The organism is Erwinia sp. OLFS4 (assembly GCF_002752165.1).
Classification (GTDB): domain Bacteria; phylum Pseudomonadota; class Gammaproteobacteria; order Enterobacterales; family Enterobacteriaceae; genus Izhakiella.
Map to the genome: position 1 here is coordinate 76198 of NZ_MOMB01000047.1, position 20433 is coordinate 96630.

At 54.2% G+C, this 20433-nt stretch carries 18 protein-coding genes; 5 read left to right on the forward strand and 13 right to left on the reverse strand.

Annotation, left to right across the window (positions count from 1 at the left end; genetic code table 11):
- Positions 1–167: 167 nt before the first annotated feature.
- Positions 168–1871, reverse strand: coding sequence for a penicillin-binding transpeptidase domain-containing protein (locus tag BL249_RS08960; protein WP_099707248.1), 1704 nt, complete (start codon positions 1869–1871; stop codon positions 168–170).
- Between the two features lie 247 nt (positions 1872–2118).
- Positions 2119–4395: a molybdopterin guanine dinucleotide-containing S/N-oxide reductase gene (locus BL249_RS08965; RefSeq protein WP_099707247.1), complete on the reverse strand. Its 2277-nt coding sequence runs from the start codon at positions 4393–4395 to the stop codon at positions 2119–2121.
- A 196-nt stretch (positions 4396–4591) separates the two neighbouring features.
- Here BL249_RS08965 and galR point away from each other — a divergent pair, with 196 nt between their 5' ends.
- Positions 4592–5593 (forward strand): HTH-type transcriptional regulator GalR, encoded by a 1002-nt coding sequence (gene galR, locus BL249_RS08970; protein WP_099707246.1) that lies wholly within the window; start codon positions 4592–4594, stop codon positions 5591–5593.
- Here the strand turns inward: galR and BL249_RS08975 are convergent, their stop codons facing one another.
- Both BL249_RS08975 and lysA read right to left on the reverse strand, forming a co-directional pair.
- A complete protein-coding gene (locus tag BL249_RS08975) occupies positions 5594–6058 on the reverse strand; it encodes a GNAT family N-acetyltransferase (protein WP_099707245.1) in 465 nt (154 codons plus the stop codon). It abuts the gene before it with no gap.
- 68 nt (positions 6059–6126) lie between these two features.
- Positions 6127–7386, reverse strand: coding sequence for a diaminopimelate decarboxylase (gene lysA, locus BL249_RS08980; RefSeq protein ID WP_099707244.1), 1260 nt, complete (start codon positions 7384–7386; stop codon positions 6127–6129).
- A 109-nt stretch (positions 7387–7495) separates the two neighbouring features.
- On the opposite strand from lysA, the gene BL249_RS08985 reads away from it, so the two are divergent.
- Positions 7496–8428: a LysR family transcriptional regulator gene (locus BL249_RS08985; protein ID WP_099707322.1), complete on the forward strand. Its 933-nt coding sequence runs from the start codon at positions 7496–7498 to the stop codon at positions 8426–8428.
- On the opposite strand, the gene BL249_RS08990 is transcribed toward BL249_RS08985, so the two are convergent.
- The gene (locus BL249_RS08990; RefSeq protein WP_099707243.1) at positions 8409–9578 is read right to left on the reverse strand and encodes an MFS transporter; all 1170 of its coding nucleotides are present in this window, start codon (positions 9576–9578) and stop codon (positions 8409–8411) included. The two genes, BL249_RS08985 and BL249_RS08990, sit on opposite strands and share 20 nt — an antisense overlap.
- 427 nt (positions 9579–10005) lie before the next feature.
- Here BL249_RS08990 and BL249_RS08995 point away from each other — a divergent pair, with 427 nt between their 5' ends.
- A complete protein-coding gene (locus BL249_RS08995; RefSeq protein ID WP_099707242.1) occupies positions 10006–10866 on the forward strand; it encodes an arylamine N-acetyltransferase in 861 nt (286 codons plus the stop codon).
- Between the two features lie 83 nt (positions 10867–10949).
- Here BL249_RS08995 and lysS read toward each other — a convergent pair whose 3' ends face one another.
- From lysS to xerD, 5 genes are all read right to left on the reverse strand, one after another.
- Positions 10950–12470 carry a lysine--tRNA ligase gene (gene lysS, locus BL249_RS09000; RefSeq protein ID WP_099707241.1) on the reverse strand — a complete coding sequence of 507 codons (1521 nt, stop codon included), beginning with the start codon at positions 12468–12470 and terminating at the stop codon, positions 10950–10952.
- Positions 12471–12479: 9 nt separating this feature from the next.
- Positions 12480–13578, reverse strand: a protein-coding gene (gene prfB / locus BL249_RS09005) for a peptide chain release factor 2 (protein ID WP_099707240.1) whose coding sequence is annotated in 2 segments (ribosomal slippage) — positions 12480–13502 and positions 13504–13578 — 1098 coding nt in all. Because the reading frame shifts where the segments join, the coding sequence is not laid out codon by codon here.
- Positions 13579–13786: 208 nt separating this feature from the next.
- A complete protein-coding gene (recJ, locus tag BL249_RS09010) occupies positions 13787–15511 on the reverse strand; it encodes a single-stranded-DNA-specific exonuclease RecJ (RefSeq protein ID WP_099707239.1) in 1725 nt (574 codons plus the stop codon).
- Positions 15508–16215, reverse strand: coding sequence for a bifunctional protein-disulfide isomerase/oxidoreductase DsbC (gene dsbC / locus BL249_RS09015; protein ID WP_099707238.1), 708 nt, complete (start codon positions 16213–16215; stop codon positions 15508–15510). The genes recJ and dsbC overlap by 4 nt, the downstream gene beginning before the upstream one ends.
- 52 nt (positions 16216–16267) lie before the next feature.
- On the reverse strand, positions 16268–17161 hold the full coding sequence (gene xerD, locus BL249_RS09020; RefSeq protein WP_099707237.1) for a site-specific tyrosine recombinase XerD: 894 nt from the start codon (positions 17159–17161) through the stop codon (positions 16268–16270).
- Positions 17162–17284: 123 nt separating this feature from the next.
- Between xerD and fldB the strand changes: the two genes are divergently transcribed.
- Complete coding sequence (gene fldB / locus BL249_RS09025) at positions 17285–17803, forward strand: flavodoxin FldB (RefSeq protein ID WP_099707321.1); 519 nt, start codon at positions 17285–17287, stop codon at positions 17801–17803.
- Here the strand turns inward: fldB and BL249_RS09030 are convergent.
- The gene (locus BL249_RS09030) at positions 17778–18212 is read right to left on the reverse strand and encodes a protein YgfX (protein ID WP_099707236.1); all 435 of its coding nucleotides are present in this window, start codon (positions 18210–18212) and stop codon (positions 17778–17780) included. The genes fldB and BL249_RS09030 overlap by 26 nt on opposite strands.
- Entirely contained in the window at positions 18193–18459 is a 267-nt protein-coding gene (sdhE, locus tag BL249_RS09035) for an FAD assembly factor SdhE (protein ID WP_099707235.1), read from the reverse strand. Before sdhE ends, BL249_RS09030 begins: the two co-directional genes overlap by 20 nt.
- 223 nt (positions 18460–18682) lie before the next feature.
- On the opposite strand from sdhE, the gene ygfZ reads away from it, so the two are divergent.
- Positions 18683–19672 (forward strand): tRNA-modifying protein YgfZ, encoded by a 990-nt coding sequence (gene ygfZ / locus BL249_RS09040; RefSeq protein ID WP_099707320.1) that lies wholly within the window; start codon positions 18683–18685, stop codon positions 19670–19672.
- 24 nt (positions 19673–19696) lie between these two features.
- Here ygfZ and trhA read toward each other — a convergent pair whose 3' ends face one another.
- Positions 19697–20371: a PAQR family membrane homeostasis protein TrhA gene (gene trhA, locus BL249_RS09045; RefSeq protein ID WP_446717732.1), complete on the reverse strand. Its 675-nt coding sequence runs from the start codon at positions 20369–20371 to the stop codon at positions 19697–19699.
- Positions 20372–20433 lie beyond the last annotated feature (62 nt).

Below are 20433 nucleotides of genomic sequence, written 5' to 3' on the forward strand. Positions count from 1 at the left end.
GAGTATACGACAACATTATTGCCAGGGCTTTACGCCTGATTCTATGGGCAAACCGTAAGAATAGTGTTAAGAAGTGCCATATAAAACAACGGCAAGCAAACAACACGTTCCCTGCCTGTTGTTTGCCCGGAATGAAATCAGATGCACAAAATCAGCGCAGCCGGCCCCTATAAGGCGTCCGGCACTACGTTCATATGCTTTAGCACCGCACCGATAATATTGCCAAATACCGGTGCCGCAACCGAACCACCAAAGTGGTCTCCGGCAGTAGGATGGTTAATCATCACTACCAGCGCAACCTGCGGATTACTGGCCGGCGCCACGCCAGCGGTATAGTTAATATAGCCGCCATCATATTTGCCATTGGGGCCCATTTTTTCCGCAGTGCCGGTTTTAATTGCCAACCGGTAGCCGGGCACCGCCGCCCGCACTCCGCTGCCACCGGGCAGCGCATCGCTTTCCATCATATGCACCACCGCACGCACCGTGTCGGCATTGGCGACCCTGGTGCCGAGTACCGGCGGCGTCACTTTAGTGATCGACAGCGGACGATAAATACCATATGAGCCGAGAGTGGCATACTCGCGGGCGATTTGCAGCGGTGTTACCCGCAAACCATAGCCAAAAGAGAAAGTCGCCCGTTCGATATCGGCCCAGCGTTTACGGTGCGCCGGAAAATACCCCACGCTTTCGCCGGTCAGCCCAAGACCGGTTGGCTTGCCCAGACCAAAATGCTGATAAGTTTGTACCAACGCTTCGGCCGGCATTGCCAGTGCAATATGGGATACACCGATATCACTCGACTTTTGCAGAATGCCGGTCATCGTCAGGCGCGGCCAGTGGCCAACATCGCGGATCAGATGACCATTAACCTGATAAGGGGTGGTATCCAGCACCGAGTCCGGACGCACCAGTTTGCGTTCCAGACCTTCCATCACCACCAGCGGTTTCACTGTTGATCCGGGTTCGAAGCTGTCATTAATCGCCACATTTTTCATCTGTGCCGCGGGAACGTTAGCAAAATTGTTCGGGTTAAACGAAGGATAAGACGCCATGCCGAGAATTTCACCGGTGTCAATTTTTATCAGCACCGCCGCCCCGGAATCAGCTTTGTTTAACAGCACACCATCGCGCAACTTACTGTAAAGCGTGTACTGATCAAACTTATCAATACTGAGCTGTACGGTGGGTGGCTGCTGCGGTGGTTCATAATGGATCATGGCAATAATGTTGCCATTGCCATCCTGCCGGTATTGCTCCATACCCGGCGTACCGCGCAATATTTTGTCGTAACTGCGCTCCAGACCGGTCAGCCCGTTATTGTCGGCGCCAACAATACCAATAAGCGGTGCCGAAGCTTCGCTCATCGGATAAAAACGGCTGTCATCATAGATGGCGCTGATACCGGGTAAATGCAGCCTGGCAATATCTTTGGCAATACCCAGTTCAATTTTATGACCGAGATAGAGAAAACGCCGGGCCGGATTGGCGCTGATTTCACTGGCGACCTGTTCCGGGCGTTCGCCCAGCGCACTGGCAAGATAGGCCCATTCCGGACGGCTAAAGTCCGGATGAGACGCCAGAACCCGCTGGGGGTCGGCGATGATATCGCGCGACGGCACGCTAAGCGCCAGCGTGTCACCGTTGCGATCGAGCAAGGTGCCACGGTTAGTCGGCAACACCACGGTTCGCAGCGACCGCTCGTCCGCCTGTTTTTCCAGCATCGGATGGTTAATCAGCTGTAAATCCGCCACCCGTAGCAGCAGCAGGCTCATGCACAGCAGCACGCCGAAGCATATCAGGCGAAAGCGCATCGGATGAAAGGGGGCTTTTGCCAGTTCCTTAGCAAGGATTTTTTTTAATCTGGGCATCGATCTTCTGCTGGGTTTAACGAATAAGCAACCGAGAGTTATACAAAAAAGAACGCACTGATAACAGCGAAACTGTGTATCAGTTCGTTATGGGAGCGGCAGAGAAAAAAAACCTGCGCATCTGCGCAGGTTGGTGTAACACATGTAGATGTTCACCTATCAATACCTCTGGGACCCTGACTGTAACAACAGGCAAGAGGCCGCAGCTACTGATGATTCGCAACCAATGTGCGCAAAGTGTAACCAGCTATGAGATTTGGCTATCGCTTTGCTGGCGCCTGACCTCCACCAGACAACTCATGGCATTCGGCCCCTGCGTCAGGGATGATGTTGCAATATCCAGCGTCAGCACGTTCGGGTTGCCGGCACGATCATAGGGCCGCCAGACAGCGCCAAATCCCGGATCGAACCAGGCACCTGTCGCGATGGCAATTACCCGCCGGGTGAGGCCATCGCTGAGCCTGACGCCGGCCAGCATGCGACCACGCTGGTTGAACACTTCCACTACATCCCCCTCCGCAATATGACGCTGGCTGGCATCTTCAGGGTGCATCCACACTGTTTCATGACCGGCGGTTTTCGCGGCCTGCACGCCAGGCGTTGCATCCATCTGGCTGTGCAGACGATCGCCAGGCTGCATCGAAATCATATGCAAGGGATAGCCGCAGCCGGCAGCATTACCGAGCCACTCTTCTGGCGGGTGCCATTCCGGATGGGGGGCAAAATCATCCAGCTTAAAGCTGTCCAGTACCGTGCTATACAGTTCAATTTTCCCGCTGGCCGTATGCAACGGGAAGCGGGCGGGATCGGCACGAAAATCCGCCATATACACATAAGGCTTTGCCGATGCTGGCGCCTCAACGTAGCCCTGCTGCCAGAAAGCCTCAAACGCCGGCCAGTCTACGCCTTTGTCACGATGTGCGGCTGCACTCTGCTGATATAAACGGCGAATCCAGGCCATTTCGTCACGATCTTCGGTAAACTGGCTGCGGTAACCAAGACGGTCGGCAAGATCGGCAAAAATATCAAAATCATTACGCGCCTGATGACGGGGGGCAATCGCCTGATGCATTGCCAGCAGGTAACGATCGCTGGAAGAACCACCAATATCGTTACGTTCCAGGCTACTGGTAGCCGGCAGGACAATATCAGCCATACGCGCCGCCGGCGTCCAGACAATATCCTGCACCACCACCGTCTCCGGCCGCTGCCAACCGGCAACCAGGCGATGCAATTGCTGATGGTGATGAAACGGATTCCCTCCCGCCCAGTGGATAAGACGAATATCAGGATAATGCCGTGTCTGGCCATTAAAACGATAAGACTGACCGGGATTAAGCAACATATCACTGATGCGGGCAACCGGAATAGCCTGATCCGCCAGCGGATTAACCCCGACAGGCATGGCCGGACCGGCCGCTTCCAGTCGCGGATTTCCCACTCCGTTCATCGAACCATGACCAAACGAGAATCCGCCACCTGCTAAGCCTGGCTGACCAAGCATGGAGGACAAGGCAATCATCATCCAGTAAGGTTGTTCACCCCGGTGCGCCCGTTGAACGGCATAAGCACAGGTAAGAAAACTCCGTTTCCCCCAGAGCTGTTGCGCCAGGCTGACGATGCGGGCAGCAGGAATACCGGTAATCGCCGCCGCCCACGCCGGGGTTTTTCTGATGCCATCACGCTCACCCAGCAGGTAGGCACGCAACTGCGGATAGCCTGAACAGTGTGTGGCAAGAAAATCGCGGTCTATGCGCTGTGTGGTTTCCAGTTCATAGCCCAGAGCCAGCATCAATGCCACATCGGTATTCGGCCGGATAGCTATCCATTCCGCGTTAACAAAAGCGGGACAGTCGTCACGCAACGGACTGATATTAATCACCGGGGTGCCTTTACGGGCCAGCGCTTCCAGCGCTGGCTTCAGGCTATGCTCCCCAGCTCCGCCAGACGCAACCTGACCATTTTTCAGCGCCAGCCCGCCGAAAGCAACGAACAACTCACAGTGCGCAATCACCTGCGGCCAGTCGGTGACGCGCCCGGTCAATGGTTTGTAGCTGCCAATAACATAGGGCAGAAAAAACTGTGCCGCGCCCCAGCTGTAATTACCCAGCTGATCGATACCGCCACCGCCGGCAAAATAAAAACGGCGCACCAGCGTGCGGGCATGATGTACCCGTCCGGCAGAAGACCAGCCATAAGAGCCGTTAAATATGGCGCTGGCACCATAACGCTCACGTACCCGTGCCACTTCGCCAGCCACCAGATCAAGGGCCGTCTCCCAGTCTACGCTGACAAAATCCTCCCGACCGCGTAACGTCCGGTCGCTGCCTTCTCTGGCTCGTAACCAGGAACGCCGCACTGCCAGCTGACGGATACGCTGGGCAGAATAAACCAGCTCCGGCAGCGTTTGCAGCATCGGTGACGGATCGCGATCGGCAAAAAAAGGTTCACAGCGTACCAGTCGTCCCCGTTCCACCACCGCATTGAACGCCCCCCAGTGGGCAAGATGAGGTACTTTTTTCATGAAGATTTCCACAGGGCTGGTTAGATGTGGTGAGAATATCAGTTTTCGGCGCTGAATTCGCGCCAGCCCGGCCGCCGCAAATTAACGCAGATTCTTTCAGCTTTGCGACACCGCTTACATTCTGCCTGCTTGAAATGCAAGGAAATTTCCGCAACACTGACGCAATGTAAACGTTTACCCTGGAGCGGATTCACGCATGGCCACAATTAAGGATGTTGCCAGACTGGCTGGCGTCTCGGTAGCAACGGTTTCCCGCGTTATAAACCACTCGCCGAAGGCCAGCGAAAGTTCGCGTCAGGCGGTGCTCAGCGCGATGTCTGAATTGCAGTATCATCCGAATGCCAATGCCAGAGCGCTGGCCCAGCAATCCACCGACTGTATCGGGCTGGTTGTCAGTGATGTCTCCGATCCCTTTTTCGGCGCCATGGTAAAAGCCGTGGAACAGGTTGCCTATCAGACCGGCCACTTTCTGCTCATCGGTAATGGTTATCACAACCTGCAAAAAGAGCATCAGGCGATTGAGCAGCTGATTCGCCATCGCTGTGGCGCGCTGATTGTTCATGCCAAAAAAATCCCAGATGAGGAACTGATCCCGCTGATGGAGTATATCCCCGGCATGGTACTGATTAACCGTGCCCTGCCTGGTTTTGAACAGCGCTGCATTGCGCTGGACGATCGCCACGGCGCCTGGCTGGCCACCCGCCATCTGATCCAGATGGGCCATCAGCATATTGCCTTTATCTGTTCAAATCATGGTATCTCCGACGCTGAAGAGCGCCTGCAGGGATATTATGACGCGCTGCAAGCGCACCAGATAACCACTAACGAACGGCTGGTGGCCTTTGGTGAGCCGGACGAAACCGGCGGAGAACAGGCGATGACCGAGCTACTCGGACGCGGGAAAACGTTCAGCGCGGTGGCCTGCTATAACGACTCCATGGCGGCCGGTGCACTGGCGGTGCTCAGTGATAATGGCATCAGGGTGCCGGAAGAAATGTCACTGACAGGCTTTGATGATGTACTGGTATCACGCTATGTGCGCCCGCGCCTGACCACCATTCGTTATCCGGTGGTCAATATGGTGCAACAGGCGACAGAACTGGCGCTGGCGCTGGCGAATAATCAGCCACTACCGGAAGTGACACATATGTTCTGCCCGACGCTGGTCAGGCGCCATTCGGTTAGCAACCCGGCGTGATCATAGCGCGCGGCGATAAACCCGCACTTTTTTATTCGGATAATCCAGCGCTTCCCCGAGATATTGCCAGCCGAATCGTTCATAATAATCCGCAAACGAGGCCCACAGATAAAGGTTGCTAAACCCGCGCGCACTGGCTTCATTTATCACCCGCTGCTGTAAGCGCTCACTCACCCCTTGTCCACGATACGCAGGATCAACATACAGTGCCGCCAGCCACGGCCAGAGATCCTGGCGGCTGATTAAATCACAGCGCCACAGACCAATGGTACCAATAACCCGTTCACCGTCGACGGCAATCCAGGTCACCGGGAGATCCGCACCTCGCAGACTGCTGTCCACCACGCTGGCAAAAAATTCCCGCGAGGTTTCATTACCAAAGGCCTGTGACTGCCATTCCACCACGGCATCACGATAATGCGGTTCCGTATTCAACGGCAAAATACGCCAGCGCTTGTCTGCCATAACCAGCCATCCACTTTGTCTGTCTGAGGGATAATAACAGTGTATCAGAAGCGGCGGCGGATAAGCGATCAGCGCTCCAGCGCCAGTAATTCATCAATAGTCTGACGCCGGCGAATCTGGCGCGCTACGCCCTGATCGAATAACACTTCCGGCAATAAAGGACGACTGTTGTAATTTGACGACATCGAGGCACCGTAAGCGCCGGTATCGTGAAAAACCAGGTAATCGCCGACCCGGACTTCCGGCAGCGCACGGGTTTCAACCTTGCCACCTTCCTGCTGGGTAAAGACATCGCCAGACTCGCATAGCGGACCGGCAACTACCGTCTCCGGCAGCAGCGCCGCATTTTGCTGACGACCGTCGGCGGGCAACACGGAAATATGGTGATAACTGCCATACATAGCGGGCCGCATTAAATCGTTAAAACCGGCATCGACCAGCACAAAATGACGATTTCCCATCTCTTTGACCGCCCGCACCTGACTTATCAGCACGCCGGATTCCGCCACCAGAAAACGTCCAGGTTCAATTTCCAGTTTCACCGGATGGCCAAGATGGGCAGCAATACGCTGGCGGGCGTTATCCCACAAACCAAAATAGTGCTGGGTATCTATGGTTTCCCCTCCCGGCAGATAGGGCACCGACAGGCCGCCACCGGCAGAAATCGCCTGCACATCGTGTCCGCTAGCCATCACCTGGCTGACCATTGCGTCACATACCTGCGCCAGATGCTGATAATCCACCCCGGAACCAATATGCATATGCAGTCCTACCAGCTTAAGCGGGTAACGGCGGATTGCCGCCAGCGCCAGTGGCAGGTCGCCATGCCAGATACCATGCTTGCTGTTTTCACCACCGGTATTGGTTTTCTGGCTATGACCATGGCCAAATCCGGGGTTAATACGCAGCCAGACCCGGTGCCCCCTGGACACCGCGCCCAGCTGGTGAAGCATATCCACCGAACCGGCATTTAACGGGATTTTCAGCCCGGCGACTCTTGCCAGCGTCGGGTTGTCCAGCACATCAGCGGTAAACACCATTTCATCACTGTCTTCACCGCTGCGATAACCTGCCGCCAGAGCCCGTTCAATTTCCCCCAAAGATACCGAGTCAACCTTTACACCGGCCGCGCGCATCAGCCGCAGGATATGCAGGTTGGAACAGGCTTTCTGAGCAAAGCGAATGACATCAAAGCAACGTAACTGGTCAATTTGCTGACGAATAATCTGCGCATCATAAACCCAAAGCGGGCCATCGTACTCTTTGGCCAGCTTCAGCAGATTAACGCAATTAAGCTGACTGTCGGTGGTAGTTAGCGGGCGCGGCATAGCGGTTCTCCATAAGGCTTTTCACAGTGCATTACGCCACAGAAAAAGAATGACGAAAAATATCATTTTTATGCCAAACTATTCATTTATGATATGGAACAAGCGCAGCATGGCGGCCATAACCTTAAGGCATATAGAAATCTTTCATGCGGTCATGACGGCCGGGAACGTAACGGCGGCAGCCAGCCTGCTCAACAGTTCGCAGCCAACCGTCAGTCGCGAACTGGCACGTCTGGAAAAACTGCTGGGTTTCGCCCTGTTTAGTCGCAGTAAAGGCCGTCTGTTGCCCACCGCACAAGGACTGCTGTTGTTCGAAGAGGTACAACGCTCCTGGTATGGGCTGGATCGGATACGTAGCGCGGCGGAAGGATTAAAAGCGTTTCGCCAGGGGGAACTGTCGCTGGTCTGTCTGCCGGTGTTTTCGCAGTCGTTACTGCCGCAGCTATGCCAGCCATTTATGGCACAATACCCGGAAGTCAGCCTGAATATTATTTCGCAGGAATCACCATTGCTGGAAGAATGGCTATCAGCCCAACGCTATGATCTGGGACTGACAGAAACCAGCCAGACGCCGGCTGGCACCCGGCGCACTCCGCTTTTTACCAGCAATGAAGTCTGTGTGCTGCCGGCAGGGCATCCGCTGGCCGCTAAAACAGTACTTAGCCCGGAGGATTTTCAGGGCGAAAATTACGTCAGTCTGTCGCGCCATGACAGCTACCGTCACTTACTGGACGCGTTATTCAGCCAGCATCAGGTACAACGCAGAATGGTGATGGAAACCCACAGTGCCGCTTCGGTATGCGCCATGGTGAAAGCCGGTAGCGGTATTTCTGTAGTGAATCCACTGACAGCCCTTGATTACGCCGACAGCAGGCTGGCGGTGCGGCGTTTTAGCATTGAAGTGCCTTTCACCGTCAGCCTGATTCATCCCAGCCATCGTCCCGCTTCAGCGCTGGTCAGCGCGTTTAGTGAGCATTTGCAAACGCATATCGGCTCGCTGGAACAGCGGTTGCAGCAGTTGCTTAATCCGCACAGGCAATAGCAGAACGATTACCCCGCTGCTGACGAAATGTCAGCAGGCACAGGCATAAGCCGAGTAATGCCATAACGGCTGCCGCCACCGGTACGGCGGTTAACCCCAAACCATCATCGATTACCGCACCACCGAGCCAGGCGCCGAAGGCATTACCGACATTAAACGCGGCAATATTCAGCGTTGAAACCAGATTAGGCGCATCCGCACCATGGCGCACAACGTTGATTTGCAGTCCCGGCACGGTGGCAAACGTCGCCATTGCCCAGAAAAACAATGTGATTTCCGCCAGCCACAGGGCATGGCTGGTCCAGCTAAAGGCCAGTGAAAACAGGGCAATCAGCGCAAAGCACAAAATCAGACTAAAAGAGAGCCGCCAGTCTGCCAGCCGTCCCCCCAGCACATTGCCGACCGTCAACCCGGCCCCAATCAGGAACAACGTCCAGCTCACACCCCGATCGCTGACCCCGGTAACCTGCAACAGCAACGGCGCGATATAGCTGAACAGGGCAAACATGGCGGCAGCAAAAAAGACGGTCATCAACAGTGACAGCAGCAGCCTGCCGTTGGCCAGTGCCCGGATTTCGCTGGCCAGATGCAAGGGTTTTTCATCCCGGTTGGCCGGCAGACTGACAATCAGGGCAATAAATGCCAGCACGCCAATCACCGAAACCGCCCAGAAAGTTGCCCGCCAGCCAAACAGCTGACCAAACCAGGTACCCAGCGGTACGCCCAGTACATTTGCCAGCGTCAGGCCGGTAAACATCAGTGCTACCGCCTGCGCCTGCTTGTTCACCGCGACCAGTCCGGCTGCCACCACCGCGCCAATGCCAAAAAAAGCCCCGTGACACAGCGCGGTAATCACCCTGGCCAGCATCAGCAGATGGTAACTGTATGCAAGGGCACACAGCAGATTACCAATAATAAAAATCGTCATCAGCAACAGCAGCGTGCGTTTACGCGGCAGGTTGGCAGTCAGCAATGCCATAATTGGCGCGCCGATAGCCACGCCAAGCGCATAACCACTAATCAGCCAGCCCGCTGCAGGAATTGATACTGCCAAATCGCCAGCCACTTCCGGTAACAGTACCATAATGACAAACTCAGTGGTACCGATGGCAAAGGCGCTCAGCGCCAGTGCCAGCAATGAAACAGGCATCTCACAGGCTCCAGTTTAGATTTGACTTATGCCCCCCTTAAAGGGTTGCAACAAAGGTAATTAACGCAGATTTTTTTGATCTCTATCACAGAAGAAGTCATTTAACCATAGCCGGAGAGCGGGTGACAGCCCGGCACTAGCAATAAACTATTGATTGAAATGCAACAATAGCACCCTGGCCTGACCTGCTGACAAAAAACCGCAGCGATCCCTTTCCCTGCGGCTACCAGCATGCGGCCCGGCCCTGGGCATTTTCACCGACGTTCAGCCACGGCATGACAAAGAGCCGACCGGCACAGCCAGACGCATTTTTGGGTATGGACCTTATCTGACAAGGATGTAACAGTAGGTGCCAGCTGAAAACAGTGTTCTCGCGACAGGAACAGGCGTGAATTTTCACAGCAGTAATCAAACAGGGACTGATTAGATGAATGATTTTTTAAGCCGTTACTTCTCTCGTATTGGGTGGACTGCAACCCCTGAGGTGTCTGTCAATACGCTACGTGAACTGGTTATCCATCATTGTGACGCCATCCCGTTTGAAAATCTGGATGTTTTGCTCGGTCGGGAAATTCAGCTGGACTGCCGCTCAATTGAAGCGAAACTGATCGCTGCCGGACGCGGCGGTTACTGTTATGAACACAGTGGCCTTCTTCAGCGCGTATTGCATGAAATCGGGTTTCCGGTGCGCAGCTTAATGGCAAGAGTGCTGATATCTGACCCGGTGGCCCCGCCAGCACGCACCCATCGTCTGCTGCTTACCGAGCTGGGAAACCATCCCTGGATCGTCGATGCTGGCTTTGGCGGTAATACGCTGACGGCACCGATACCCTTACAAGCCGGAACAGTGCAACAGACCCGCCATAATACCTACCGGCTGGTTAACAATAATAACCAGTGGACGCTGCAAATTGAGATAGACGGACGCTGGCAGACCATGTATGCGTTCGATTTAAGCCAGCAGTATGATGCCGACTATGTGATGGCAAACTTCTATGTTGCACACTGGCCCGATTCACGTTTTCGCCATAACCTGATTATGTGCCGTCATTTGCCGGACGGCAGCAGACTGACCCTGAACAACTTTCTTTTGTCACATAAATCACAACACCGGGCAACGGAAAAATACGTCATCCCGGATGCGGCAACACTGTATGACGTGATACAACGGCGTTTTGCGCTGTCAGTCAGTGACAAAAACTATGGCTTTAGCGCACCACAGCTCTACGCGGTGATGGAGAAAATAACGGCGGAAAAATCTGCACGGCCGTCAGCAGAATCGTCGTGAAAAAGGCAGTTTACCAGGCGGGATCACGCGTCTGGCCAGTACAGGCACACAGGGCCGGCAAACGCCGGCCCTGTAACAAAGGCTTATCTGCCCTGCGGGCGCAAGGCTGGGAACAGTATCACATCGCGGATAGTATGGCTGTTGGTAAACAACATGATCAGACGGTCAATACCGATGCCGAGACCGGCTGTCGGCGGCATACCATGCTCAAGAGCAACCACATAATCTTCATCATAAAACATGGCTTCATCATCACCAGCATCCTTGGCATTGACCTGCTGCTGGAAACGCTCAGCCTGATCCTGCGCGTCATTGAGTTCGGAGAAGCCGTTACCGATTTCACGCCCGCCAATAAAGAACTCAAAACGATCGGTAATCTCCGGGTTGACATCATTCCGGCGCGCTAGCGGAGAGACTTCCGCCGGGTATTCGGTAATAAAGGTAGGCTGAATCAGATGTGCTTCTGCCGTTTCCTCAAAAATTTCGGTCACAACGCGGCCCAGTCCCCAGCTTTTTTCAACCTTAATGCCGATTGCCCTGGCAATGGCAGCCGCTTTGTCAAAATCATCCAGGTCGCTAAGCACGGTTTCAGGGCGATATTTTTTGATGGCCTCACGCATGGTGAGCTTTGCAAATGGCTGACCAAAGTCAAAGGTATATTCACCGTAAGCCACCTGCGGACTACCCAGTACTTCCTGCGCCAGGGTGCGGAACAGGCTCTCGGTCAGCGCGATCAGGTCATTATAATCCGCATAGGCCATGTAGAGTTCCATCATGGTAAATTCGGGATTATGGCGCGGTGAAATACCTTCGTTACGGAAGTTGCGGTTAATTTCGAAAACCCGTTCAAACCCGCCAACCACCAGACGTTTCAGATAGAGTTCCGGGGCAATACGCAGATACATATCAATATCCAGCGCATTATGGTGAGTGATAAAAGGTCGCGCTGAGGCACCGCCGGGAATGACCTGCATCATTGGCGTTTCCACTTCCATAAAATCGCGGTCAACCATAAAGCGGCGGATTGCGGCCATTATTTTTGAACGAATTTTGAAGGTGGAACGGGATTCATTATTGGCAATCAGGTCGAGATAGCGCTGACGATAGCGCGTTTCCTGATCGGCCAGACCGTGGAACTTATCCGGTAACGGACGCAGCGCTTTAGTCAGCAGGCGCAGTTCGCTGCAATGAATAGACAGTTCACCGGTTTTTGTTTTAAACAACTTACCACGGGCGCCGAGAATATCGCCGAGATCCCATTTCTTGAAACGCTCGTTATAGTCGCCTTCCGGCAAGTCATCTCGCGAGACATAAAGCTGAATCTGGCCGCCGACATCCTGCAAGGTGACAAAAGAGGCCTTTCCCATGATACGGCGGGTCATCATTCGGCCGGCAACGCTGACCTCTATCCCCTGCGCTTCCAGTTCTTCGTTCTGTTTGTCATCCCAGGCAGCATGCAGTTTGTCTGACGTGGTATCACGGCGAAAATCATTCGGAAATGCAATGCCATTTTCACGCAGCGTGCTCAGCTTTTCACGGCGAGCTTTTAGCTCATTGTTGAGATCGAGTGCGGCATCAGCACCCTGCGGTTGTTGTTCAGACATATCGGTTCCTTATAACCCTGCTTTTAAACTTGCTTCAATAAAACGATCCAGATCGCCATCGAGTACGCTCTGAGTATTACGGGTCTCAACGCCGGTGCGCAGATCCTTAATGCGGGAATCATCAAGAACGTATGAACGGATCTGGCTGCCCCAACCGATATCAGATTTGGTCTCTTCCAGCGCCTGTTTTTCCGCATTTTTTTTCTGCATCTCAAGCTCGTAAAGCTTCGCTTTCATCTGCTTCATGGCCTGATCTTTGTTTTTATGCTGAGAACGGTCGTTCTGACACTGGGTGACGGTGCCGGTAGGAATATGCGTAATACGCACCGCAGATTCAGTCCGGTTGACGTGCTGGCCACCGGCGCCGGAAGCGCGATAAACATCAATACGCAGGTCTGCCGGGTTAATGTCGATATCAATATCGTCATCCACTTCCGGATAAATAAAAGCAGAGCTAAAAGAGGTGTGACGCCGGCCGCCGGAATCAAAGGGACTTTTACGCACCAGACGATGCACCCCGGTTTCAGTACGCAGCCAGCCGAATGCATAATCACCCTGAATACGGATAGTGGCCGATTTTATGCCGGCCACTTCGCCCTCTGATTCTTCAATAACTTCCGTTTTGAAGCCTTTATCTTCAGCCCAGCGCAGATACATACGCAACAGCATGCTGGCCCAGTCCTGCGCTTCGGTTCCGCCCGATCCCGCCTGAATATCGAGGTAGCAATCTGCACTGTCATATTCGCCGGAGAACATGCGGCGAAACTCAAGTTCTGCGAGTTTCTTATCCAGACCATCCAGTTCAGCGACCGCTTCATTAAAGGTCTCTTCGTCCTCGGCTTCCACCGCCAGTTCAAGCAGACCAGCGACATCTTCCAGACCTTGCTGCAGCTGGTCAAAAGTTTGGACGATAGCCTCCAGCGCGGAGCGTTCTTTCCCCAGCGCCTGAGCGCGCTCGGGTTCATTCCAGACGTCGGGTTGTTCCAGTTCGGCGCTTACTTCTTCCAGACGTTCTTTTCTGGCATCGTAGTCAAAGATACCCCCTAAGAACGTCGGAGCGTTCGCTGAGGTCCTGAATGCGATATTTTACCGGATTAATTTCAAACATGACTTTGGGATCTTTTTGCTGGTCGATATGACAATAAAGTAACCGGTGATTTTACCCGAAAGTCGCGCAGGATTGTAGCATTGTCATTGCAAGCCGGCTGACAAAATGTGGTTGGGTAAATTATCGCGTCCGATTCGACTTTGGCTGGCAGCATACACCGCTGCCAGCGGCTATCCGGGAACAGCCAGTGTGCAGAATAAACGCAGCGTCACAACGGCCAGATATGCTCAACAATCAGCTGAAGAGTACGCTGACCGCGAAATTCATTGATATCCAGCTGATAGGCAAGTTCAACCTGCTTTACGCTGGAATCCGGCCAGCAGGAGGGGTCTATGTTAAAGGCAATGCCATCCAGTAGCGGGCCACCGCCAACAGGCTCGACCATCATTTTAAGATGACGCTCCCCCACCAGCCGCTGTTGCAACAGCGTAAATTTACCGTCAAATAGCGGCTCGGCAAACCCCTGCCCCCAGGGACCCGCTTCACACAGCATTTCAGCCGTCGCCAGCGTCATCTCCCCGGCAGACAGTTCACCATCTGACCAGATAATGCCTTCCAGCGCTGTTTCATCAAGCTGCTGGTGCATTAACGCCGAAAACTGCTGACGAAAATCATCAAACTTTGCCGCCTCCAGTGACAATCCTGCAGCCATAGCATGACCGCCAAATTTCAGGATCAGGCCGGGGTTGAGCGTGTCAAGCCGCTCAAGCGCATCGCGCATATGCAGCCCCTGAATTGAGCGCCCCGAACCTTTGAGAATGCCCTCACCTGCGGGTGCAAACGCAATCACCGGACGATGAAAGCGATCTTTAAGACGTGAGGCGAGAATACCTATCACCCCCTGATGCCACTGCGGATGATAAATAGCCAGGCCGTAAGGTAACGCTTCGCTGCTGTCTTCAATGTTATCGCACAGCGCCAGCGCTTCAGATTGCATTCCCTGTTCTATCTCTTTGCGCGTCTGGTTTAAGGCATCCAGCTCTGCAGCCAGCATGCGCGCTTCGGCAAGATCTTCGGTCAGCAGCAATGATACACCCACCGACATATCGTCAAGCCGTCCGGCCGCATTCAGGCGTGGTCCGAGGGCAAAACCGAGATCGCTGGCCACCAGCGATCGCAGATCGCGGCGGGCAATTTCAAGCAATGCCCGGATGCCCGGACGGCACTGCCCGGCGCGTATACGGCTCAGCCCCTGCCAGACCAGAATACGGTTATTGGCATCCAGTGGCACCACATCGGCCACGGTTCCCAGTGCCACCAAGTCAAGCAGTGCAGCAAGATTAGGCAGCGTAGTGACGCCACTGTCACGCAGACGTGCACGCAGAGCCAGCATCAGGTAAAACGCCACGCCCACCCCCGCCAGCGCAGGTGAAGGAAATTCACATGCCGCCAGGTTCGGATTAACAATCGCCGCCGCTGCCGGCAGCGTGTCCCCTGGCAGATGGTGGTCGGTTATCAGCACCGGAATGCCTTTCTGATTCGCGCAGGCCACGCCGGCATGCGATGAAATGCCATTGTCAACGGTGACAATCAGTTGTGCACCGCGGGCCGCAGCCTGCCCCACCACTTCCGGACTCAGGCCATAGCCATCCTCAAAGCGATTCGGAACCAGAAATTCAACATTGCGCCCCCCCATACTGCGTAGCGCCAGCACGGTTAACGCGGTACTGGTGGCGCCGTCAGCATCAAAATCCCCCACCACCATAATGCGCTGATTATCCGCCAGCGCCTGCTGCAACATGGCACAGGCCGCATCAATACCGTGAAGGCTGTGATAAGGATGAAGATATTTTACGCCGCGTTCCAGCTCGCGCAGATCGGCAACACCACGCTGAGCATACAAACGATAAAGTAGCGGGGAAAGAGAGTCATTCTGCCAGCTAACCGCCGCCGCCTGACGGCGACGGAGCCGGGTAGTAAAACCGTTTGTCATTCACTGCCACTTTTCTGGCTATCAAGAAAGGTTTTCAGTTCCTGAGGTCCCTGATAGCCTGGGATCAGGGTACCATTTTGCAGCAGGATAGCCGGCGTCCCCTGAATACCGTAGAGGATACCCAGCTTATATTGCCGGCTGAGGTCAAGATCGCAGGCCACCGGCTGCGGGGCGCTGCCTTTCATCGCGGCGTCAAAAGCTTTATTACGATCGGCCGCACACCAGATAGATTTCATCTGTTTTTCCACTTCACCAGTCAGCCCTTCGCGCGGGAAAGCCAGATAACGCACGGTAATCCCCAACGCGTTATAGTCGGCGATCTGTGAATGCAGTTTACGACAGTAACCACAGGTTATATCAGTAAACACGGTAATGACATGCTGCTCTTTTGGCGCTTTATACACGATCATATCCGACTTCAGCGCTTCCACTTTTTTATCGAGGAGCTGATTGATGACATTCACCGGATGGTTGCCGCTGACATCATACAGTGGCCCCTGAATGAAGTGTTTACCGTCTTCAGACACATAGAGTACGCCACTTTCCGATAACACCGTTTTCATACCCGGCAACGGTGAAGGCTGAATCTCTGTTTGCTGCAACCCCAGTTTACGCAACGATTGCTGAATCGCTGCGTCATCGGCATGGGCGATTCCGCCGGCCATCGCCAGCAGAAGAGAAAGCAGCAAATAGGTTTTTTTCATGATGGTTCCTTTATTCACATCCGTGTCGTCTCTTGCGGCACATACGGGCGCGCTACGCCCGGGGATGATGCTGTTGATGTAACTGACGCAGCCGCTCGGTGGCAACATGCGTATAAATTTGCGTGGTTGATAAGTCACTGTGACCTAATAACATCTGTACCACGCGCAAATCCGCGCCATGATTAAGCAAATGTGTCGCAAAAGCATGACGCAGCACGTGCGGTGAAAGCTTATCACCGTCAATGCCTGCCAGTGTGGCGTAATATTTAATTCGATGCCAGAAAGTTTGTCGTGTCATTTGCTGTGCCCGCTTACTGGGAAACAACACATCAATCGTCTGACCGTTAAGTAACAAGGGTCGCCCGTATGTCATAAACTGTTCGATCCAGTACACGGCTTCTTCGCCCAGCGGTACCAGCCGCTCTTTGTTACCTTTACCAATAATACGTACGACCCCCTGACGTAAGCTGACATCGCTCAGGGTAAGACTCACCAGTTCGCTGACCCGCAGCCCGGTGGCATACAGTAACTCGAGCATAGCCTTATCCCGTTGTTCAACCGGGTCATCAAGGCCGGGGGCCTGCAATAAACGTTCAACCTGCGCCTCGCTAAGATCTTTGGGTAAACGCTGCGGAAGTTTCGGTGATGACAACAGCGCGCAGGGGTCATCGTCGCGCATTTTTTCCCGCCAGAGGTACTGAAATAAACGCCGCATTGCGCTCAGCAGACGGGCAGAGCTGCTCGCTTTGTAGCCCCCCTCCAGACGTTCAGCAAGAAACTGTTGCAGCGTCAGACTGTCAACGCTGATCAGCGTCGCATCGTGGTGCGCCAGCCAGTCAGTCAGCGTTTGCAGATCCTGACGATAAGCGGCCAGGGTATTGTGCGCCAGATTACGCTCGATCCACATCGCGTCAAGAAACTGTTCGGTTAACGCGCGGTCGTCCATTTGGTTTCCTTTGCCAGGTAACTCGCCGTCATGATCATGGCGACTCTGCTACGCATTATGCCTCAGAAGCAAGCAATTCTGATACAATCGGCACAGGCGAATGCGTTACAGAGTTTTTTTACCATGAAAATCGGTCTGTTTTACGGGTCAAGTACCTGCTATACCGAAATGGCGGCGGAAAAAATCCGCGATATTATTGGCGAAGAACTGGTTACCCTGCACAACCTGAAAGATGACGATCCGGCGCTGATGACCCGCTATGATTTTCTGATTCTGGGTATTCCAACCTGGGATTTTGGTGAACTGCAGGAAGACTGGGAAGCCATCTGGCACCGTATTCCTCAGCTCGACCTGCGCGACAAACTGGTGGCGCTGTATGGCATGGGTGACCAGTTGGGTTACGGCGAGTGGTTTCTTGACGCCCTCGGCATGCTGCATGACTTGTTGTTACCGATGGGCGTCCGGTTTATTGGCTACTGGCCTAACGAAGGTTATGAATTTACCAGCAGCAAACCTCTGACCGCCGACGGCAGGCAGTTCGTCGGCCTGGCTCTCGATGATGTCAATCAGTATGACCTGAGCGATAGCAGACTGGCATCCTGGTGTGAACAGATTCTTACTGAACTGGCCGATCGGCTGTAGCCCGCTCGCCCGCCGGCGGATTGAGCAACTGTAGCCGCAGGCGCCGCCAGTGGCGAGTGGAAAGGCTGTCCCGCATCAGCCAGAGGTTCTCCCGTTTACCAGACGCCGTGCGCAGCCTGAGCAAAATCAGCTGCTGACCCATCCAGGGCCGTCCGACACAATCCCAGCGCTGATTGTGCCAGCACAGCTGGTCCCCCGCCAGCAGGCTAATACCACCGCAGCGCCGGTGAATACGCCACAGGCTGAAGCCACTTTCAGCGACAACTGCAAGCAGCAGCACCACGCAAACCTGCCGCAAATGCGCAGGCCAGGGGGCCAGTAGCAGTGCCAGCGACGCAACGCCGTGCCACAGCAAAGTCAGCCACTGAGCCCAGCGGGAAACCCGCAGTTCAGATTGCCAGCGGACCACGTTGCTGATTACGCTGCTGAATCAGAGAAACAATATGTTTAAGCCCGCTATCGTCGGGTTCACCATGGTTCATCAGCCAGTTAAACAGGTCCGGATCCGGTTGCTCCAGCAGACGAATAAACAGCTGTTTATCGCTGTCATTGAGGGTGTCATACTCATAACGAAAGAAAGGCATGATGGATATATCAAGCTCCAGCATGCCGCGACGACATGCCCAGTGAATACGTGCTTTATCATGAATATCCAAACCGGGTTGCTCCTGCTGTCTAAAATGATGGCCTAGTGTAGCGCTTTTTTTAGCGCCTCATGAAGGACAAATCCCCACTTTGCGGCGCCGGCCGCAAAGCCACAAAAACCTGGCGGGCATCAGGCGATTTGTGCCAAAAGCGGGGAAACGGGTTGCAAAGACAGCCAGCTCTTTTACCATTGAAACAGATTTTATTCGTTTCCGACTGATTCAGGATAACACCATGACCCGTTTCGCTTTTCCACCCCGTCAGCCTGCAGCCTCCACCCGTTTGCCTCTTACGCTTATTTCTCTGGAAGAGTGGGCACTGGTGAACGTGAGTGGACCGGATGCTGTCAGTTATCTGCAAGGACAACTGACGCTGGACGTTGCGGCGCTGCAAAAACATCAGCATCGCCCGGTTGCTCACTGCGATGCAAAGGGAAAAATGTGGAGCAACCTGCGCCTGTTCTGGCGGGGTGAGCAGCTGGCCTATCTGGTGCGGCGTAGCGTTGAAGAAAAACAGCTGGCTGAGCTGAAAAAATATGCCATTTTTGCCAAATTAACCCTCAGCCCGGCAGAAGATGTTGTCCTGCTTGGCGTGGCAGGCTTCGGCGCCAAAGCGGCCTTAAGTCAACTCTTTACCACCCTGCCAGATGCGGAAAATCAGGTGGTCACGGAAGATGACACCACCCTGTTGTTCTTCAGTCAGCCTGAAGCGCGCTTCCTGCTGGTGTTATCGGCAGAAAAAGCCGGCGCGCTGCAGCAAGCCCTTGGCCAGGACGTGTGCCTGAATAACAGCCAGCAGTGGCTGGCGCTGGATATTGAAGCCGGGCTGCCGATTATCGACATCGCCAACAGCGAGCAGTTTATTCCCCAGGCGGTCAACCTGCAGGCACTTGATGCCATCAGTTTCAGAAAGGGATGCTACACCGGACAGGAAATGGTGGCGCGGGCAAAATATCGCGGAGCCAATAAGCGCGCACTGTACTGGCTGGCTGGCCAGGCGGGCCGGATACCACAAAGTGGTGATGCGCTGGAGATGCAGCTGGGAGAAAACTGGCGTCGCACCGGCACTATCCTCAGCGCAGTGCAGCTCGACGATGGACAGCTCTGGCTTCAGGCCGTTCTGAACAACGATTTGCAGCCGGAAACCGTGTTACGTGTCCAGGGTGATGAACAGGGCCTGCTGCATATTCAACCACTGCCATACCGCCTGACAGAAGAAGACTGAGATTGCCGGGGCCAGCTCCCCGGCTTATTTAACATAGAGGTAAATGGCAAAAAAATGGCAGGCGCTGGCAGCCAGCACAAATCCATGCCAGATCGCGTGGTTATAGGGGATGCGCTCATTGGCATAGAAAATCACCCCTAACGAATACACCACGCCACCAATAGCCAGTAACGCCACGCTCCACGGCGACAGCTTCATCGCCAGCTGATAAACCATAATCAGCGACAGCCAGCCCATCACCAGATAGGTTATTAACGACAATGCTTTAAAGCGATGGGCAAACACCAGCTTAAAAATAACCCCCAGCAGGGCCAGTAACCAGACCACCACCAGCAGAATATGGGCCAGACGCGACCGCAAACCAACCAGTAAAAACGGCGTATAAGTGCCGGCTATCAGCAGATAAATCGCACAGTGATCGAATTTTTTCAGCCAGCGTTTTGCTGTTGCATGGGGAATGGCATGATAGAGGGTTGAAGCAAGAAACAGCAAAATAATACTGCCGCCATACAGCGAATAGCTGACAATTGCCGTGGTACCGGCTTTCAGTTCCACCGCCTGGTCGATCAACAACACCAGTCCGACAATACCGAGAATGCAGCCGATACCGTGACTGATACTATTAGCAATCTCTTCAGCCAGCGAATACCCCTTCCCCAGTAGTGAATCATCGGCCATCTGACTGTACTCCACGCTCATGTCATTTCTGTGTCGTATTGCTTTCAGCTTACCTGAGTACGATTTCAGACGACAAGTGTGCG

What these genes read in the sequence shown, in the direction of transcription:
- BL249_RS08965 (WP_099707247.1), bottom strand. Translation starts at nt 4,395, where the DNA reads ATGAAAAAAGTACCTCATCTTGCCCACTGGGGGGCGTTCAATGCGGTG.
- galR (WP_099707246.1), top strand. Translation starts at nt 4,592, where the DNA reads ATGGCCACAATTAAGGATGTTGCCAGACTGGCTGGCGTCTCGGTAGCA.
- lysA (WP_099707244.1), bottom strand. Translation starts at nt 7,386, where the DNA reads ATGCCGCGCCCGCTAACTACCACCGACAGTCAGCTTAATTGCGTTAAT.
- BL249_RS08990 (WP_099707243.1), bottom strand. Translation starts at nt 9,578, where the DNA reads ATGCCTGTTTCATTGCTGGCACTGGCGCTGAGCGCCTTTGCCATCGGT.
- trhA (WP_446717732.1), bottom strand. Translation starts at nt 20,371, where the DNA reads ATGAGCGTGGAGTACAGTCAGATGGCCGATGATTCACTACTGGGGAAG.
- BL249_RS08985 (WP_099707322.1), top strand. Translation starts at nt 7,496, where the DNA reads ATGGCGGCCATAACCTTAAGGCATATAGAAATCTTTCATGCGGTCATG.
- dsbC (WP_099707238.1), bottom strand. Translation starts at nt 16,215, where the DNA reads ATGAAAAAAACCTATTTGCTGCTTTCTCTTCTGCTGGCGATGGCCGGC.
- BL249_RS08975 (WP_099707245.1), bottom strand. Translation starts at nt 6,058, where the DNA reads ATGGCAGACAAGCGCTGGCGTATTTTGCCGTTGAATACGGAACCGCAT.
- recJ (WP_099707239.1), bottom strand. Translation starts at nt 15,511, where the DNA reads ATGACAAACGGTTTTACTACCCGGCTCCGTCGCCGTCAGGCGGCGGCG.
- ygfZ (WP_099707320.1), top strand. Translation starts at nt 18,683, where the DNA reads ATGACCCGTTTCGCTTTTCCACCCCGTCAGCCTGCAGCCTCCACCCGT.
- BL249_RS08995 (WP_099707242.1), top strand. Translation starts at nt 10,006, where the DNA reads ATGAATGATTTTTTAAGCCGTTACTTCTCTCGTATTGGGTGGACTGCA.
- fldB (WP_099707321.1), top strand. Translation starts at nt 17,285, where the DNA reads ATGAAAATCGGTCTGTTTTACGGGTCAAGTACCTGCTATACCGAAATG.
- xerD (WP_099707237.1), bottom strand. Translation starts at nt 17,161, where the DNA reads ATGGACGACCGCGCGTTAACCGAACAGTTTCTTGACGCGATGTGGATC.
- BL249_RS08960 (WP_099707248.1), bottom strand. Translation starts at nt 1,871, where the DNA reads ATGCCCAGATTAAAAAAAATCCTTGCTAAGGAACTGGCAAAAGCCCCC.
- lysS (WP_099707241.1), bottom strand. Translation starts at nt 12,470, where the DNA reads ATGTCTGAACAACAACCGCAGGGTGCTGATGCCGCACTCGATCTCAAC.